Source organism: Bradyrhizobium sp. SZCCHNS3002, from assembly GCF_032377435.1.
Taxonomy (GTDB): Bacteria; Pseudomonadota; Alphaproteobacteria; order Rhizobiales; family Xanthobacteraceae; genus Bradyrhizobium.
In genome coordinates this window covers 150,918-167,455 of the sequence record NZ_JAUHHY010000015.1, presented here as the reverse complement: position 1 = coordinate 167,455, position 16,538 = coordinate 150,918, and the positions used below count along the sequence as shown (strand labels likewise).

General features: G+C 62.6%; 12 protein-coding genes. 5 read left to right on the top strand and 7 right to left on the bottom strand.

The window, feature by feature from the left end:
- Nucleotides 1-369 precede the first annotated feature (369 nt).
- Entirely contained in the window at nt 370-816 is a 447-nt protein-coding gene (locus tag QW845_RS27560) for a hypothetical protein (protein WP_315783594.1), read from the top strand.
- A gap of 295 nt (nt 817-1,111) precedes the next feature.
- Here QW845_RS27560 and QW845_RS27555 read toward each other — a convergent pair whose 3' ends face one another.
- The 5 genes from QW845_RS27555 to QW845_RS27535 all read right to left on the bottom strand — a co-directional run bounded on the left by QW845_RS27555 (nt 1,112) and on the right by QW845_RS27535 (nt 9,646).
- Complete coding sequence (locus QW845_RS27555; protein WP_315783596.1) at nt 1,112-1,594, bottom strand: A24 family peptidase; 483 nt, start codon at nt 1,592-1,594, stop codon at nt 1,112-1,114.
- A gap of 330 nt (nt 1,595-1,924) precedes the next feature.
- The gene (locus QW845_RS27550; RefSeq protein WP_315804661.1) at nt 1,925-3,337 is read right to left on the bottom strand and encodes a mannose-1-phosphate guanylyltransferase/mannose-6-phosphate isomerase; all 1,413 of its coding nucleotides are present in this window, start codon (nt 3,335-3,337) and stop codon (nt 1,925-1,927) included.
- The gene (locus QW845_RS27545; protein ID WP_315804660.1) at nt 3,334-3,867 is read right to left on the bottom strand and encodes a hypothetical protein; all 534 of its coding nucleotides are present in this window, start codon (nt 3,865-3,867) and stop codon (nt 3,334-3,336) included. Before QW845_RS27545 ends, QW845_RS27550 begins: the two co-directional genes overlap by 4 nt.
- 1,298 nt (nt 3,868-5,165) lie before the next feature.
- Nucleotides 5,166-8,309 carry a tetratricopeptide repeat-containing protein gene (locus QW845_RS27540; RefSeq protein ID WP_315804659.1) on the bottom strand — a complete coding sequence of 1,048 codons (3,144 nt, stop codon included), beginning with the start codon at nt 8,307-8,309 and terminating at the stop codon, nt 5,166-5,168.
- A gap of 50 nt (nt 8,310-8,359) precedes the next feature.
- A complete protein-coding gene (locus QW845_RS27535; RefSeq protein WP_315804658.1) occupies nt 8,360-9,646 on the bottom strand; it encodes a TIR domain-containing protein in 1,287 nt (428 codons plus the stop codon).
- Nucleotides 9,647-10,659: 1,013 nt separating this feature from the next.
- Between QW845_RS27535 and QW845_RS27530 the strand changes: the two genes are divergently transcribed.
- Nucleotides 10,660-11,268 (top strand): hypothetical protein, encoded by a 609-nt coding sequence (locus QW845_RS27530; protein WP_315804657.1) that lies wholly within the window; start codon nt 10,660-10,662, stop codon nt 11,266-11,268.
- A gap of 806 nt (nt 11,269-12,074) precedes the next feature.
- On the top strand, nt 12,075-12,827 hold the full coding sequence (gene aqpZ, locus QW845_RS27525; RefSeq protein WP_315804656.1) for an aquaporin Z: 753 nt from the start codon (nt 12,075-12,077) through the stop codon (nt 12,825-12,827).
- 24 nt (nt 12,828-12,851) lie between these two features.
- Here aqpZ and QW845_RS27520 read toward each other — a convergent pair whose 3' ends face one another.
- Nucleotides 12,852-13,262, bottom strand: coding sequence for a flagellar basal body rod protein FlgC (locus tag QW845_RS27520; RefSeq protein WP_315804655.1), 411 nt, complete (start codon nt 13,260-13,262; stop codon nt 12,852-12,854).
- A gap of 114 nt (nt 13,263-13,376) precedes the next feature.
- Entirely contained in the window at nt 13,377-13,712 is a 336-nt protein-coding gene (locus tag QW845_RS27515) for a hypothetical protein (RefSeq protein WP_315804654.1), read from the bottom strand.
- A 284-nt stretch (nt 13,713-13,996) separates the two neighbouring features.
- Between QW845_RS27515 and QW845_RS27510 the strand changes: the two genes are divergently transcribed.
- Both QW845_RS27510 and QW845_RS27505 read left to right on the top strand, forming a co-directional pair.
- Nucleotides 13,997-14,947, top strand: a complete 951-nt coding sequence (locus tag QW845_RS27510; protein ID WP_315804653.1) for a sugar-binding transcriptional regulator — start codon at nt 13,997-13,999, stop codon at nt 14,945-14,947.
- Nucleotides 14,948-15,147: 200 nt separating this feature from the next.
- Nucleotides 15,148-16,437 carry a sugar ABC transporter substrate-binding protein gene (locus QW845_RS27505; RefSeq protein WP_315804687.1) on the top strand — a complete coding sequence of 430 codons (1,290 nt, stop codon included), beginning with the start codon at nt 15,148-15,150 and terminating at the stop codon, nt 16,435-16,437.
- Nucleotides 16,438-16,538: the final 101 nt, after the last annotated feature.

Below are 16,538 nucleotides of genomic sequence, written 5' to 3'. Positions count from 1 at the left end.
GGCAGATCGTTGTCATAGGCGTCGATATCGAGTCCGTCAGCCCGGGATTTCCCTGCACTGAGGCGCTCGCTAAATCGGAGACGCGGGCATGTTTCAGTTTCAGGACGAGAACTATCGAGGGGTCCCGACGGTTATCATCATCTCGTACGCCAATGCTTCGCTTGGACGCAAGGCGCGACGGGCCGCGGCGGCGCCGAAACGTTGCAGGACGTCCGAACGAGGAAATGTCTCAATTTCTAGCAGATTGGGCAGCTCGGAAGCCGATGCCGACCGTCTTCAAGCTGCAGTGGGATCGCATTCCAAAAGTCTGCAAGGGCATGGGCGCCGGCGTGGGGGCGCTGAGTTGGGAAGCGGCGGGGGCGATTGCTCATGCAGGTAATCAGAGCTCTTCTCGCCTGGCTATCTGGGGCTAATTCGCGCCTATCGTCGCTTGAGAAGCAGGTTCTCGATTGTGTGCGAGCGCGGCTGGATGATCAAATTCGAGATTTGTGGGATCGTCAGGTTCAGGCTATCAACAAGGTCCAACGGCTGCCAAACGGCGTTGAGGTGGACTTCTACAGGATGTCAAACGGACGACCGAGCTTCGACGGAATTATCGCATTCCCCAACAAGAGAGAGGCGGCTTTGGCTACGGTGAGCATCGAGATGAACGGCCTGGGGACGTTGGATGCAACAGTCTGGTCCGTCAATGGGCTCATGTTCTCGATCGAGTATAAGGGAAGCGTTGGTGACTTTGAGGAAGCAGCCGCCGGTATGGACCCCCTGCCTGGGTTCAGGATCAGCTGTGGTTTGACTGCCGATCTGTCAGCTGCCTGAAGAGTTTCAGGCAGGATGTCATCATCGGAGTGCGATTGTTATACGAGCCGTTGAGTAGCCAACGGTGTTGACGAATACGCTGACCGAATGGTCGATGTTGTAACCGAGAACGGCAGCTGCGCATCGGCGCCACTGAGGAGACCAAAGCGCCATGCAGCAAGCACTCCACTGCTCGAGTGGCGGGTGCACGATCGACCTTCAGCTCTATTCCCGAGACTGACGACGTTCTAAGCTTGATGGTTCAAACGCCCAGGGCTGGCAGAATCCCCCCTGCGGGTGCCCAGATGTATACGAATCAAACGAGCCATCGACTTTCCTGCGCAGCAAGGGTGACGAGCAGCCCAAAAGCCAGAAATGGTCCAAACGGGACCGCGCTCCTCCGTGTGACGGAGTAGCCAGCCGCATGTAGGGTGGCGACTACCGCGAGCGCCGATAGTGAGGCGGACAACAACTGGAGAGGGATGCCGACCATACCAACCCAGAAAGTCGACGCAGTCAGTAGCTTCACGTCGCCTAGTCCCAGGCCCTGCTGCCTTCGGATGACGAAATAGAGCCAGCGTAGGAGCCAGACGGCAGCAGCGACGATCATTGCCTGGAGAATTGTTTCGACGAGGGCAGGCAATCCGCCCAGGGCAGCTGCCCGAAACGCCCCAATTAGGGCGATCGTCGCATTCAGCGCGTTGGGTATTGTTCTGCGCTTGAAATCGATCCAAGCCAGCAAAACCAAAAGGCCTGGTAGGAAGATCAGACAAGCCGTAGCTACCCCAAGTCCGGTCATCGCGTACTAATGAGCTGCGCGCGGAGATCGTGCTGGATGCAGTCGAATCAGAATCCGCACAGTTCACATTTGATTGCGAAAATCACCTTCGCGCCCCGCGCGTGAAACAGGCGATTCATATTGCCAACAAAATCTCCGCGTCCGAGTGCTCGATAACCCTGAGTAATCACTCACGCTATCCCCTCATTTCAAGTGTCAATGCGGGAAGTCACGACTTCGCTTCTGCCCGATGTTTTTGGTCGTGTTCTGCGTCAAAGTCAGGAGGCAGGCCAGCGGCTTGCCGAACATCGCCCCTAGCTCGGCTCGCGTGATTCGCGGCGAGACCCCGCCTTACTCGCGGCGGTAATCGTCCTCGATACGGATAATGTCGTCCTCGCCGAGATAGGACCCGGTCTGGACCTCGATCAGTTCCAGCAGGATCTTGCCCGGGTTTTCCAGCCGGTGCACCGCGCCCATCGGAATGTAGATCGATTCGTTCTCGTGCACGGTCTGGACCGTCTCGTTCACCGTGACCCGCGCCGCGCCGCGCACCACGATCCAGTGCTCGGAGCGGTGATAGTGCTTCTGCAGCGACAGCCGCTGGCCGGGCTTGACGATGATGCGCTTGACCTGGTGGCGCTTGCCATTGTCGACCGACTGGTAGCTGCCCCAGGGCCGGTGCACCTTGATGTGGGCCTCGGTCACTTCGGGCGCGACGGTCTTGAGCCTAGCGACCAGCCGCTTCAAGCCGTTGGCATCGCGCTGGCGCGACACCAGCACGGCATCCTGCGCCGCCACCACGACGAGATCATCGACGCCCTCGAGCGCGACCAGCGCCTTGTCGGTGACCACATTGCAGTTGCGGGAATCCTCGAACACGGCGGTGCCGCGCGCGGCGTTGCCCTGCCCGTCCTTGTCGGACAGTTCCCAGACGGCATGCCAGGAGCCGACGTCGGACCAGCCGCACGACACCGGGGCCACGGCCGTCCGCTCGGTCTTCTCCATCACGGCATAGTCGATCGAGATCGGCTTGGCCGCGGCGAAGGCTTCGGAGTCGAGGATGATGAAGCTGAGGTCGCGGCCGGCCTTGGCAACGGAGTTGGTGACCGTCTGCACGCTGTCGGCATCGAACTTGCGGTATTCGTCGAGCAGGACCGACGCGCGGAACATGAAGTTGCCGCTGTTCCAGAGATAGCCCTCGCGAATGTAGCGCTCCGCGGTCGGCTGGTCCGGCTTCTCGACGAATTTCGCGACCGCCCGCACCTCCCCGGATACCGGCGCGCCAGGACTGATGTAGCCGTATTCTGTGGCCGCGCGCTCCGGATTGACGCCGAAGGTGACGATGCGGCCGGCCTCGGCGGCAGCGAGCCCCTGGCGGCACGCCGCGAGAAAAGCGGGGGTGTCACGAACGACGTGATCGGCCGCGAGCGCCAGCACGACAGCATCCTGATGGCGCGACTGGGCAAAGGCGGCTCCGGCGGCGATCGCCGGGCCTGAATCGCGTCGCATCGGCTCCAGCAGGACGTCGGCCTCGATGCCGATCTCGGCCAGTTGCTCCAGCACCATGAAGCGATAGGCCAGGTTGGTGATGATGATCGGCCGCTCGAAAAGATCGGCATCGGAGACGCGCAGCAGCGTGTCCTGGAATGTGGAATGGGCGCCGAACAGCGGCAGGAACTGCTTCGGCCTGACCTCGCGCGAGGCCGGCCAGAGCCGGGTCCCGGCGCCGCCGCACATGATGAGAGGAATGATGCGTCCGGTCATGAAATCAACCCGTCAAATCCGATGGTAGTCGCGGTACCATTTTGCAAAATGTCCTTTATCGTCGGCGATCGAGGTTGCCGGCCGGAAGCCGATGTCGCGCTCGAGATCGCTGACATCAGCATAGTTGGTCTCGACGTCTCCGGCTGCATCGGCAACATCTTCATGATGCGCGGACGGCCGATCTCCTTCTCAAGCGCCTTCCCGAGGGCTCGCGTGGCCGGGAGCATCGAGCCCAGATCGGCTTGGTGGGCACTGTCGATCGGAACGGTGACGAAGACGCAAGCAGCCGCGGCCGTCTCGCTCGGATCGGCGGCCGTCTCGCTCGGATCGCTGGTGAAGTGCAAGTCCGGCCGATTCAGAGCGGCCGACGGGATCTCATAGCTGCTGTCCCTACCGTCTTCTAGCTTGGCCATTTGGACGACGTCGATGTCAAATCCGATCGCGGGCTGGCCGGCTTGCACGAACGCTGCCGCGACCGGCGAGCCGGCATAAGCACCGCCTATCGCTGCGATCATCAGTCCATGGGACATAAACTGGTGTTCCGGTTGTTTGCGAGGCCATTGACGCCACCCCGCGGCTGTTTAGCCACTGGGGCGTCAGTACCGCAAGGGGGCGGTCTCCGCCGCGGCATCGCCTTAAGTCCGGCCCGCTATGAGGGGAGTTGCGCGTCGCGCACTCGACCTCGGAACCTTAAGAGCCAAAGTCGCCCTCGTGGGGGTGCATTCTGACTCCCCTCTTTGGATCGCGGCTCGCTCGCGTCTTTTTGGGCCAGTGAGCTCGAATTCGCAGGACGCATCATGGCCAGCGCGAGAACATTCTCTCGGCGCGTACTGGCGGGGGCCTTCATCGATCAGCCAGCGGAGATTCTCCACGTAGCTCAGGCCAGAGCGGGGGGTAAACTGTGGCGGAGGAGAGATGATCGTCGGGTACACTGGCAGGTACACGATGCCTTTGGCGCGCGAAAAACATCATATTAATCATGCTGATACAGAAATTTTCGATTCCGCCCCTGGGCACCACGCTTCGCCCTTCGGGCTACGCGTGGCGCAGCCGCGCTAGTGCCCGAAGGGCGAAGCGTGTCCGGCGAAGCCTCATGGCGAAGCCGGACGTTTGAGCCCCCCAGCTCTCGCTTGAGTCGCGCTGTCTGATCTCCGATCAACCTTGTCAAACAGCTTGCCGCTATCAGCGGCCGTCGCTCACGCCCATGCCGCCGCGATCTCGCGGCCGGATCGGCCCGAGCTCTGCTGCAGTTGGCGTCCTCTTCACATGAGAGGGCGCAGGGAAGGCCGAGTGCCGACTGGCACCCATGGCCCCCGTGCGGAAAAATGCACGGGGCAGGAACCACAGGCTCAGCCGGAAACAACCCGGCCTTCCCTGCGCAATGGGCTTACGGCTGCTCCGTGCTCTCCCAGGGGACCGGGCTTGTTGCCCCCGTCATCGGGATGTCGCCGACCAAGACACCAGCATCGGGGTGTCGGGACCACACGGCTTGACCGTCCGCGCAACGACGTTCGTCCGCACCTCCATGAGATGCTGCGTCGCCCCGCGGCCATCGCCCCCCGCCGCAACGTCCCGTGACGATCGCGATACGCCCCTCTCAGTGCGGGCGGGATGGCCAGAAATGTGGAGGTGATTTGCCCGACGGCGCAAGCGGAATCACTGCGGCAGAGTGGCACGACGGGCAGTTTGTGCAGACCGGGAATGCGTTGGCCGATGGAATCCGAGTCTGGAAGAAATGTGCACTGTTACGGCGATTCAAGCTCGAAGATGAAAGGTCCCCTTGATTGCAACAACTTCTCCATCGACGGAGCGCGCAGAAACTCGGATTCTATTGCAACCTATTTAGCCGACCCATCCTTAGGAAAATTTGATCAGTCACCCTGAGATGGAATTGCGCGGGGATCCAGAGGACGAGGCTGAGAATGCCCATCGATATTCGACCCGCGTGCTCGCGAACTGAAGGTGATGCGAGCGGAATCACGAGAACAACAAGCGCGGGAATCAGCCATCCGTTCACCGAGATGTTTATTGTGGCGGGTCCGCCGTTATGGATTAGCCAAGCGGCTGCCAGCACAATTCCTGCAGCGGCAGTAAGAGAGATGATCAGAGGTAGAACACGGCACATCGAGCAGATTCTAGACATCCGGCGGCCTGCACTTCCGAGCAGTCGCAATAGGTATCTGTAGTTTTTGTCCGAGGTCATGGAATCTCGTAGCACTGACTCAATGGCCAGAAAGTCCCATTCGACACTTTCTTGAGTGTGGATGGGGAGGACCTGAACTTGAGGTAAGTAGTACTCGGTCATGCGATAGCCGCTGGCCATCAGGGCGTACGCCTCGACCTCGGAGAAGCTGTCAAGGTCAGTGCGAATCCCTGCAAGAAGTTCCTGAACTCGCTTCCGAATACCGTATTCGGTCACCGGTTCGTCTGTTTGGTTTGAATCATCGCGCGGCTCTTCGCACCCCAACCAGTCGATCGGTACGACATCGAGATCCTTTTTAAGGTGAATGAACATCATTCCCTTGAGAAGGCCGCCTCTTTCCATGGTCTCTAAGCGGGCATATTGCTCCTGTCGAACGCGTTCCATAAGAATGGAATTGCTCCGCGTTAGCGACGCTAGCGTGCCCCCACCAGGATCTGGCGCAAATGCGGTTTGTCCCGAGGCGTCGCTCACGAGAACAACGCTGCAGCCTTGTTCGAAGAGGCTCGCGATCCCCTGGTTATCGTGCACTCCGCCGTCGACCTGTCTCAGTATAAGTGGCTCGGACTTTTTACCTCGTTCTTCGAGACGATATAGACCATCGATTCTGATTGGCTCGAAGAGGCCGGGCACGCAGGCAGAAGCAACAACAGCCTGAGAGAGGCTGGTCGCTCGGTGCTCTGGTGGCGCCTCACTATGGTACATTCTTCGGAGCCGGTTCGTGCCGTCTGCATTGGGATCGATTCCCCAAGGAGACTCACCCATGAAGCTCGTCGTATATTGCCAAGCATGTCCCGTATTCAGCGTCGTGGCATTGAGTATCAATACTGGAACTTTCGTTTGACGACGCCAGTTGTATTTGTTCGGCTCGAAATCCTCTTCTCCTCCGTAAGGCTGAATTTTTAGATCTTTGAGAAGCAACGGGCCCTTCGGCTTGCGCTCACTCACTGCGTTCGTCCACACCCTTGCGAAGAGCTGGGCCTCGAGGAGTTCGCCTAGTCGAACCGTTCGCGTGTAGGCGCGGCTAACGATTGAACGCAGGAGCGGTAGAGGGTTGGCAAATACGCGCATCCGTATATTTGTCTGCACGCCGGCCAAAAAATCCGCTGCTACGCGCCGAACTAGCCTAATGTACGCATCGCGTAGCTCAATCTCGTTCAGATTCTCCAGCCCCTCGGTCTCCATCGTCTCCCGTAGCTGAAGGTAGTAGTGAGCGCCGATGATTGAGCCACCGGAAACACACGAAAGGACCTCCACGCGGCGCAGGACATCGAGCTCGGCCAGTTTTGCAAGCACCCCGATATGAAAGAGCGAAGCACGAAAGCCGCCACCGGACAGGGCCAGGCCGACCTTTCCAATAAAGGCGCTTTCGCGTGCGGCGGCGGAACCAACGAAAGCGTCGAGCGCCTTCGCAGCCTTCGCTACCACGGGCTCGTTCGGTGATGGGATGCCTCGGTTCTGGAGCTGACAGAGCGTCGCAAGCTGTGTGGCGGTGCTCCGGAATTCCCAATCAGGGACGCTTGGGAGAGCCTTGGCCGCCGAGAGCCAGCGCTCGGCCTCGTCGTACCTGCCTAGTCCAAACAGCGCATCGGAAAGCGTGACAAGATACCACCAGTTGTTGTTGAGCGTGGGGTCTGTCGTGCGCAACGGTAACAGCTTCGCCACGACGGCCTCTCGTATCGCCCTGGCCTCCATTCGGCGTCCCTCGACCGATGGCGTCCCTTCAGATGATTCGATGTCGGCAAGTTGGTCCAAAACGAACGCAGCGTTGATCGCGCTGTAGCCATAATCCTTCTCCGGACCAACATCGAAGCCACGACGGTAGTAGTGATATGAACGTTCCAGTTGGTCCTTTTGCCCGGTGGCCTGCCAGCGGCGCTTACAGATGGCGCCCATGATGCCGAGAGTCTCCTGGTCGGAGGTGTTCGCGATATCGAAGGTTCCTTTGAGGATCGCAAGCGCTTGATCAAGAGCCTTCAATACGGGCAAATCAGGATCTTTGTAGGTGCACAGCGCGTGCTGCTGGGCAAACCAAACCCGAAGAGCGACTTCAGAGGTCGACTCTTCACGAATTCTCGCAAGGACTTTCCGCGCCACGCCGAATCTGTCCTCGTTCTTCAGGCGGACCACCAAATCCTTCACCCGTTCGGGCGAGAGCTGATGGCCTCGCAGGTACTCCTGTGCTTCGTTGGCTGCAGAGCGCGTGAGAATGACCCGCCCCTCAAACCCCGCCTCCGCCGCCAATTTCCGGAATTGACCGGTTATATCGCTTTCGGATCTGGCTGACCCCTCCCAGACAACTGCGGCGACGAGCCGATGCAGAGCCCCCTCTCTTGCAAGCGTCCTGGCCTCGCGGATCACGGCTTCGTTCACGGCGGCATAGGCGGCAGCGTCGCTGGTGTGATTGCCGGAGAGCACGATCAGGTCTCCTGCTGCTTCGGCAGCCGAGACGAGACGGTCAAATAGCCGGCCCCAATCGCCCGGTCGGTCGATCACGGAGGTTTGTCGAAATCGCTCCAGCGGAGCCGGCACGACAATTCGACGTCGTAGACTGAGACGCTCCGCCTCCTCGAGTGCGAGGAGGTCAGCGCCGCAGGCGGCGGAGCTGACGATGGTGACGACGCTTTCTCTGGTGAGCAGGTCGGCAAGTCGTTGGCGTACAACCGGGATGCTTTCGGGCGGAAAGCGTGAGGGAGCGGTATCAGCTCCATCGATCCGTCGTCCGGCGAGCGCGAGTACCGAGGATCTCTTGCGGAATGTCGAGCTCAGCAACTTGGCACCTTTTGAGTCGCATCGTCCTCGTGGCAGCCTCCTACAGAGAGCTAGCGGGCCTGTTCCTTCCAGCCGCTGTCTGCCAAAGGATCGTCGATATATGCATCTTGTACATTGTCGAAGATCTGACAGTTCTTCGCCTGCCCGCTCCCTCTTAAGAAGCTGAACGCCACACATCGCCGGTCGCCGGCGCAAGCCACTTGGCACGCCGTCAGGTCGGAGACGTTCGCGGTTGCAATCGGTCGTGCATCAAACCGATGATTATGAACAGTAGCCAATTGTACTGGCAGCGTTGAACGGGTCGGCAGCGCGAAAGGTTTCTTGATGCCGATTGCGGAGCGCGGCTCAAGTACGGACGTTGAGATTTTCCGCTTTAGAAAGCACATTTTATTCCAGCGATCGAAGCTGAATGCGACGCATGCCGGGTTCGCGTCGCACTGCAAGGCGCAGGCGTTGATTTCCGAATCGCGAATGCCAGCTTGGCCATCAGGTTGCACGATGTCTTGTTTATCAATGTCTTGGTTGTATTGCAGTGTGTAGTTGTCGAGGCGACTCGGCGGCGTCTCGTTCGCTGGCGGGACTTCCGGAGCCTGTTTGGCCGTCGTCGCTCCGAGGGGCTCCTTGGGTGTTGTCACTCCGGGAGGCTCTTTGGGGGTTGTCATTCCGGGGGGCTCCTTGGCTGTCGTCGCTCCGGCAACCTCCTTGGCTGTTGTCACTCCGAAGGGCTCTTTGGCGGCCGTATTCTGGTGACGTGCATCATACGAATTATTGCGATTCGAGCTGTCTTGCGGGCCCAGGAATTGATAGGCAAATGCGCCCGCTACCACGATCGCTGCGCCAGCAATTGCCAGCGCCCACCGACTCCGTCGCGCAGGGAGTATCGGGACAGGGGGCAGAATCGGCGGCGGCGGTTTTCCGGCGTGTGCCTCATCAGGCATTTTCGACGGGGAGGCGATAAGCCGCGAAATATCATTGATCAGCCTCTGGAACGCCTGGGTCGGCTCCGGGGCCTTCCAATCCGACAGGTCCGCCGCTTGAAGACTCCGAAATCCGATAGGAGCCTCGACACCTTCGATGAGCACCGGGACCAGTATCCCTCGCCGCTTTGCATCGTCCGCCTCTTCCTGCACCCAGCCGGAGGCGATCGAGGCCTTGGACCAGATGACGACGACACAGCGCGCCTCGCTGAGTTCTCGTCCGATCGTTTCCCGCCATGTCTTGCCGATCGGAATAGTCCGATCCCAAAAGATCGACCAGCCTCGGCCTTCAAGTGCGCGCGCAAGCATTTCAGCCCACGCCCGGTCTTCGTTCGCATAGCTGACGAAAACATCGCTCATAGCGGCTTCCGGTAGATTGGCATCAGCGTCGAGGTCGAGATAAATGGCGCAAGGCAACGAGGCCGCTGATGACCAAGGCCTCGAGTAGGAAAACCAGAAATTTCTGACGGATTGCGGAATGCCGCTTGAGTATGGTCCATGCGGACGCTCTCTCTGGAGTTCCAGACGAACGATAGACCAGCCACTCGGTACAACCATTGCGCTAAATCAACATCAGCTGGGTAATGCACCTTGAGATTGTTTGATGGGAGACCCAGAGCTTTGGCGGTTTGGGATGCCGGCTGCTTGAGGAGCCGCGTCGGTCGTGCGGCGGCCGACGTTCGAAAGCCTCCGGGGACCTCAGCCGAAATCAATCAAAGGTCTTCGCATGTGAGTTCGCGAGTGCGAAGGCGGAGCACTGCAGAAGCTGGGACTATGGTGACAGTGCACTCAACAATTCAGCGGCCCCGCTCCACGAGTTAAGTGCACTGTCATCGATTGCGGTGACGCTACTGGACTACACTAAACTCGGCCAAAGGCGCCGGGGGATTCGTGGTCGTCCGAGTGGTGACCGTCGCCGGAGTCCTGTCCACGTTCTATGTCGACCACCGATTGGCTGCGCTTGACGCATCCTCGGATGCGACAACGAGCCCGCGCCGGTTCGGCACGCGAGACGATGGCGGATGGGCCGGACCGGAAGCCTGCCGCACGGGAGTGTGAGTGTTATTCGCACGACCGCTCGCGCGAGGACGCGGGTCGTTCGCCGCGGCCGAAGCGTGCTCTTTCCGAATCGGCAGGGGCGGTGCAGAACAAGCATGATGTCGGTCGGCGAGCGGACGCCATCGCGCATGCCGAGCTATGGTGCCGCTGTCATGGCCCATGTTGTCCCTCGGCCATCTTCCCTCGGCCGTCTTCCCTCGTGTTGGCCGAGACTCCGCGGCGTATCCGGTGGCGTGAGAGTCCCAACCGAGAGGCGCGCGACAGCGTGAGGACATGCGCGCGCAAGACAGGGGTGCAGGACAGGGGGAAATCGGGTGAACGTCGTATCCGCCTCACCACGTGACCGCCGCCATCGGCTCGTCGTCGGTGTCCTGTGCGGGCTCGCCGTCGCGCTGCTGGCTTCGACCGCTGCGTCGGCCGAGCATCGCGGCCTTGCGGTTGCGCGCGCTGCGGCGGGCGACGGACGCCCGCTCTCCCGCCCGGCGCCGCGGTCCGAGCCGCCGGCCCGCTGGAGCTTGTCTGCGGAGACGATCCTGCTGGCCCGCTCGGGCACATCGCATCAACGGCTGGTCTCGCTGGTTCCCGGTAACGTGCCGTGGCTGACCCCGACCGGCACCAACACGACCAACGCTCCGGGCGTCGAAGCCCTGAACAGCAGCCAGCTCGGCCAGCGCCTGGACGCGGGAGCGAGACTGAGCCTGGCCTATCGCGACCCCTCGGGCTCCGGGCTCGCTCTGTCCTATTTCAGTGTGCTCGGCTTGAAGGTGAAAGAGGCTGGGCGCGCAGTCTTTTCGCGACCATCCTTCGAGACGCCCGCCTTCGGCGGGCTCCTCAGGATGAGGGCCTTTCGCCGCCGCAAAGCTGTTGATCCTCATGGTGAGGAGCGTCGCTCTTGCGACGCGTCTCGAACCATGAGGCCATGAAAGGTCCGCCCGATTCCCCTCCCCTGGAGGGGGAGGGTGACAGCGGGGTTGTCTCGGCGAACGATCCTGCCGATGAGTTACTCCGTTATGCCCGGGCTGTGCTTCATGGAGAAGCGCGTCCTGTTAGATGCCGATGTGACCTCCCTCACAGCCCGCCACGCGATTGCGCGTCAATGTCGTCCCATGTGGTCCTGACGCGCCGAACAAGGGATTTGATGACATGCGCTGGAGAGACTCAGCCAAGGGATTTGCGGTCGTCCTGGTGGTGACCGTCGCTGGATATCTGTCCACGACCTATGTCGACCACCGATTTGCAGCGCTTGAAGCATCCCCAGACGCGACAACGAGTCCGTCCCCGGCTTCCTCCGCTTGCGTCGGCGACGATGGGCGCTGGCACAATTGGCCATGGGCGAACGTGCCGATGCTCTCGCCGGCGTGTCGGCAGACTCGATAGCGCGTCGGGCGGATGAGCGGAGCGTCATCCGCCCTGCGGGATCATCGATGTCGGGTTTGGACCGTCGGCCGCAAGCTCGATCAGCAACCCCTCGCCAATCGAGCTGGTTCGCGGCAGCAACGAACGTCCCTCAGGATTGGGCGCCGACGACGGTCGGCAAGGAGCCCAATTCGGCGGATGACGCTTCGCTCATCCGCCCTACGAATTCCGCCACCTGGTGCGGACTCAAAGTTGCAGGCATCCCACGGCCGACCGCGAATCCGCCTTTGACTCCAGGTTGTCGAAGTGATCATCTTCTCCGTCGACGGGAGAGGCGGGCTCCAGCCAATCACACGCACCTAGGGAGGCGATGATGAACGGCAACAACAACAAGCTCGTGGCGGAGGCGATCGGGACGTTCTGGCTCACCTTCGGCGGTTGCGGCAGTGCGGTGATCGCGGCCGGGGTGCCTGATGTCGGGATCGGGATGCTCGGCGTGGCGCTGGCGTTCGGGCTCACCGTGGTGACGATGGCCTATGCGATCGGGCACATCTCGGGCTGTCATCTCAATCCGGCCGTGACGGTGGGGCTGGCGTGCGGCGGGCGGTTCCCGAGCAGCCTGATCGTGCCCTACGTCATCGCGCAGGTGGTCGGCGCGATCGTCGGTGCGGCCGTGCTGTATGCGATCGCCAGCGGCGCGCCGGACTTCAGCATGGCCGGCGGCTTTGCCGCCAACGGCTATGCGGAGCATTCGCCCGGCAGATATGGGCTCGGGGCCTGCCTGCTCAGCGAGTTCGTGCTGACGATGATGTTCCTGTTCGTGATCATGGGCGCGACCCATGGCAAAGCGCCGGCCGGATTTGCGCCGCTGGCGATCGGGCTGGCGCTGACGCTCATTCATCTCATCAGCATCCACGTCACCAACACCTCGGTGAACCCGGCGCGCAGCACCGGGCCGGCGCTGTTCGTCGGCGGCTGGGCGCTGGCACAGCTCTGGCTGTTCTGGGTGGCACCGCTCGCCGGCGGTGCGGCCGGCGGCTTCATCTATCGCTGGCTCAGCCCGGAGCCGGCCGGCGAGGTGACCGGCGAGCGCGCCGGGCAGGGCGTGGTCGCGAAGAGCGCCTAGCGAGATTTTCCCACGCGGTCGCGCTCACACCTTCATGTCGATCACGGTGCGGCTCATCTCGTCGCTCGCCTTCAGCACTTTCGCGTTCGCGGCGAAGCTGTATTTGGCGACAAGCTGGCTGATCATCTCCTGCGCGAGATCGACATTGGGCGCGGCGACGAGGCCGTCCTTGTTGGCGAACGGCGCGGTGGGATCGTAGCTCGCGGACGTACCCGAGCTCGACCGCGTGATGGTCGTCTGCGTGCCGCCGCCGGCGACATCGCTCTGCACCAGCGCGAGCGGGTCGTAGGCCTTCGGCGCACCAGCCGGCAGCGTGCCGTCGGCATTGGGCAGCGCGCCCGTGCTCCGGGCATTGGCGATGTTCGAGGCGGACACCTCGAGCCGGCGCGATGCGGCCTGCATGCCGGAGACTGCGATGGTGGCGGTGGGGCTCATGGCGGCGCTTGCTGGTGACGTGACGCGCCAGCTAAGCCCGCGGCGCACCAAGCAAGCGTCAAGACCGCCGATGAGACTCGAGCGTCCGGCGCAAGGTTTTGTTCACCATGACGATCAACGCGGCCCGTTCGGATCGTCGCGCAGCAGCGCCAAGGCGCTGGCGACGTCCTCGGCTGCGGAGACGAGCACATATTCGCCACGCGCCGCGCGGACCCCGCCGGTGACCACGACCGCCCGCTTCGGGCAGAGGCCGAAGCAGCTCGTCAAGACGACGCGCGCCGGCTTCTCGCCTGCGCCGTGACCAGCGCCGTCGTGGGATTTCAGCGCGTGCTTGATGGCCTTCCTCAAGGCCTTGTTCAATGCTTTGGGGTCATCGCTCCGCTTCAGGCATTTGCGGCAGACGAGCACCGGAGCGGCGCGGCGGGGGCGGACGAGAGCAGGGATGGCCATGCCTCCGAGCTAAGCGGCCGGCCGAGCCGCCGCATCCCTCGTGGATGCGCAGCCGTCGTGCGGCGAGCGAGGTTCCCCGACGCTTGGGCGGCACCTGGCGAGATGGGGCTATTGCCCATGATCAGAGCATATGATCTGGTCCGGGCGGCCCCACCGCGTCCTCCTGGGGATGGTGGCTCGCGTCGGTTCCCGGCGCCGCGAGCGCCATGGCATAGTGCAGGCGGATCATCGGCGCGTGCCGCTCGGCGGGAGAGACGTGTCGGAAGAGGAGACCACGCGGCGTCATGGCGGCCAGCGACAGCGACAAATCCCGGCTCGACGACGCCGCCCGCGCCGGCTGGCTGTATTTCATCGCCGGCCACACCCAGGACGAGATCGCCCGGATGCTGCAGGTGTCGCGCGCCTCGGCGCAGCGGCTGGTGTCGCTGTGCCTCGCCGAGCGGCTGATCACCTTCCGACTCGAACACCCGATCGCGTCCTGCATGGCGCTCGCGGCGCAGCTCAGGGAGCGGTTCGCGCTGGTGCATTGCGAGGTGGTGCCGACCGATCCGGCCGCCCCGGCGGGCGCCGCGGGGATCGCCGAGCGCTGCGCCAACCTGCTGGAGACGACCTTGCGCGCCGAGACGCCGGTCATCATTGCGCTCGGAACGGGGCGGGCGGTGCGTGCCGCGGTCGAGCGCGTCTCGCCGGTCGACCGTCCCGAGCACCAGATCGTCTCGCTGGTCGGCAACATCCTGGCGGACGGCTCGGCGAGCTTCTTCGATACCGTCGGCCGGCTCGCCGACCGCACCGGCGCGCGGCATTATCCGATGCCGCTGCCGTTCCTGATGGGCAGCGAGGACGAGCGCGACCGCATGGTCCGGCTGGATGCCATCGCCAAGGTCAAGGCGGTCGCCGACAAGGCCGATCTCAAGCTGGTCGGCATCGGCCAGATGGACCAGAAGGCGCAGATGCATGTCGACGGCTTCGTCACGCGCGACGAGCTCACCGAGATGATGCGGCTCGGCGCCATCGGCGAGATCACCGGCTGGGCCTATGACGCCGGCGGCAAGGTGATCGCTGGCGGCACCAACCGCCGGCTCACCAGCATTCCGCCCGAGGTGCCGGCCCGCGCCATGACCATCGCGGCGGCGCTGGGGCCGGCGAAGATCCCGGCGATCCGCGCCGCACTGACCGGTCGTCTCATCAATGGCCTGATCACCGACGAGGCCACGGCGCGCGCCGTCCTGGGGTGAATGCCCGCGGCGCTGCGCTTCCTTCTATCAAAGTCCGATCTCTGTCGCGCCGCACAACCTGTGGGCGCCGGCGCATGCTTGACAAAGCCCGACTAGTGTTGTGAACATCAGCTCAGCCCGTGAGCATATATTCAAAAGACACGGGAAGGGAGGAGACCGTGAAGACCATCTTCACTCGGACGAGCACGCTTGCCGCCCTGATGGGCGCCGCCACGCTGCTGACAGTTACGCCCGCACTGGCGGAGACGAGCCTGACCATCGCCACCGTCAACAACGGCGACATGATCCGGATGCAGGGCCTCACCAGCGAATTCACCAAGGCCAATCCCGACATCTCCGTGAAATGGGTGACCCTGGAAGAGAACGTGCTGCGCCAGCGCGTCACCACCGACATCGCCACCAAGGGCGGCCAGTTCGACATCCTCACCATCGGCACCTACGAGGTGCCGATCTGGGCCAAGAAGAACTGGCTGGTGCCGCTCGACAAGCTCGGCGCCGACTACGACGCGAACGACATCCTGCCCAAGATCAAGGACGCCGTGTCGGTCGACGGCAAGCTCTACGCCGCGCCGTTCTATGGCGAGAGCTCGATGGTGATGTATCGCACCGATTTGTTCGACAAGGCCGGGCTGAAGATGCCGGAGAGCCCGACCTGGGACTTCGTCATCGACGCCGCCAAGAAGCTCACCGACAAGCAGGCCGGCGTGTTCGGCGTCTGCCTGCGCGGCAAGGCCGGCTGGGGCGAGAACATGGCGTTCCTGACCGCGATGTCGAACTCGTTCGGCGCGCGCTGGTTCGACGAGAAGTGGCAGCCGCAGTTCAACACGCCGGAATGGAAGAAGACGCTGTCGACCTATGTCGAGCTGATGAAGGAGGCCGGCCCTCCCGGCGCCAGCTCCAACGGCTTCAACGAGAACCTCGCGCTGTTCAACTCCGGCAAATGCGCGATGTGGATCGACGCCACCGTGGCGGCCTCGTTCGTGACCAATCCGAAGGAGTCCAAGGTCGCCGACAAGGTCGGCTTCGCGCTGGCGCCGAACACCGGCCTCGGCAAGAACGCCAACTGGCTGTGGGCCTGGAGCCTCGCGGTGCCCGCCGGCTCCAAGAAGGTCGAGGCGGCGGAGAAGTTCATCGCCTGGGCGACCAGCAAGGACTATCTCAAGCTCGTCGCCTCGAAGGATGGCTGGGCCAACGTGCCGCCGGGGACGCGCACCTCGCTCTACAAGAACGAGGAGTACCTGAAGGTCGCGCCGTTCGCCAAGCTGACCTTGGCTTCGATCGACGCCGCCGATCCGAACCATCCGACGGTGAAGCCGGTGCCTTATGTCGGCGTGCAATACGCCGCCATTCCTGAATTCCAGGGCATCGGCACCGCGGTCGGGCAGCAGTTTTCTGCCGCGCTCGCCGGATCGATGACAGTGGATGCGGCGCTCGCGGCGGCACAGTCCGCCACCGAACGTGAGATGAAACGCGCCGGCTACATCAAATAGGCGTGCCAAGTCTATCAGCTCGACAAGAAACTCCTCCCGAGCTGATCACTGGCGGCCATCCCTCCCCACAGGGATGGCCGCATTTTCTCTCCGATGCGGAT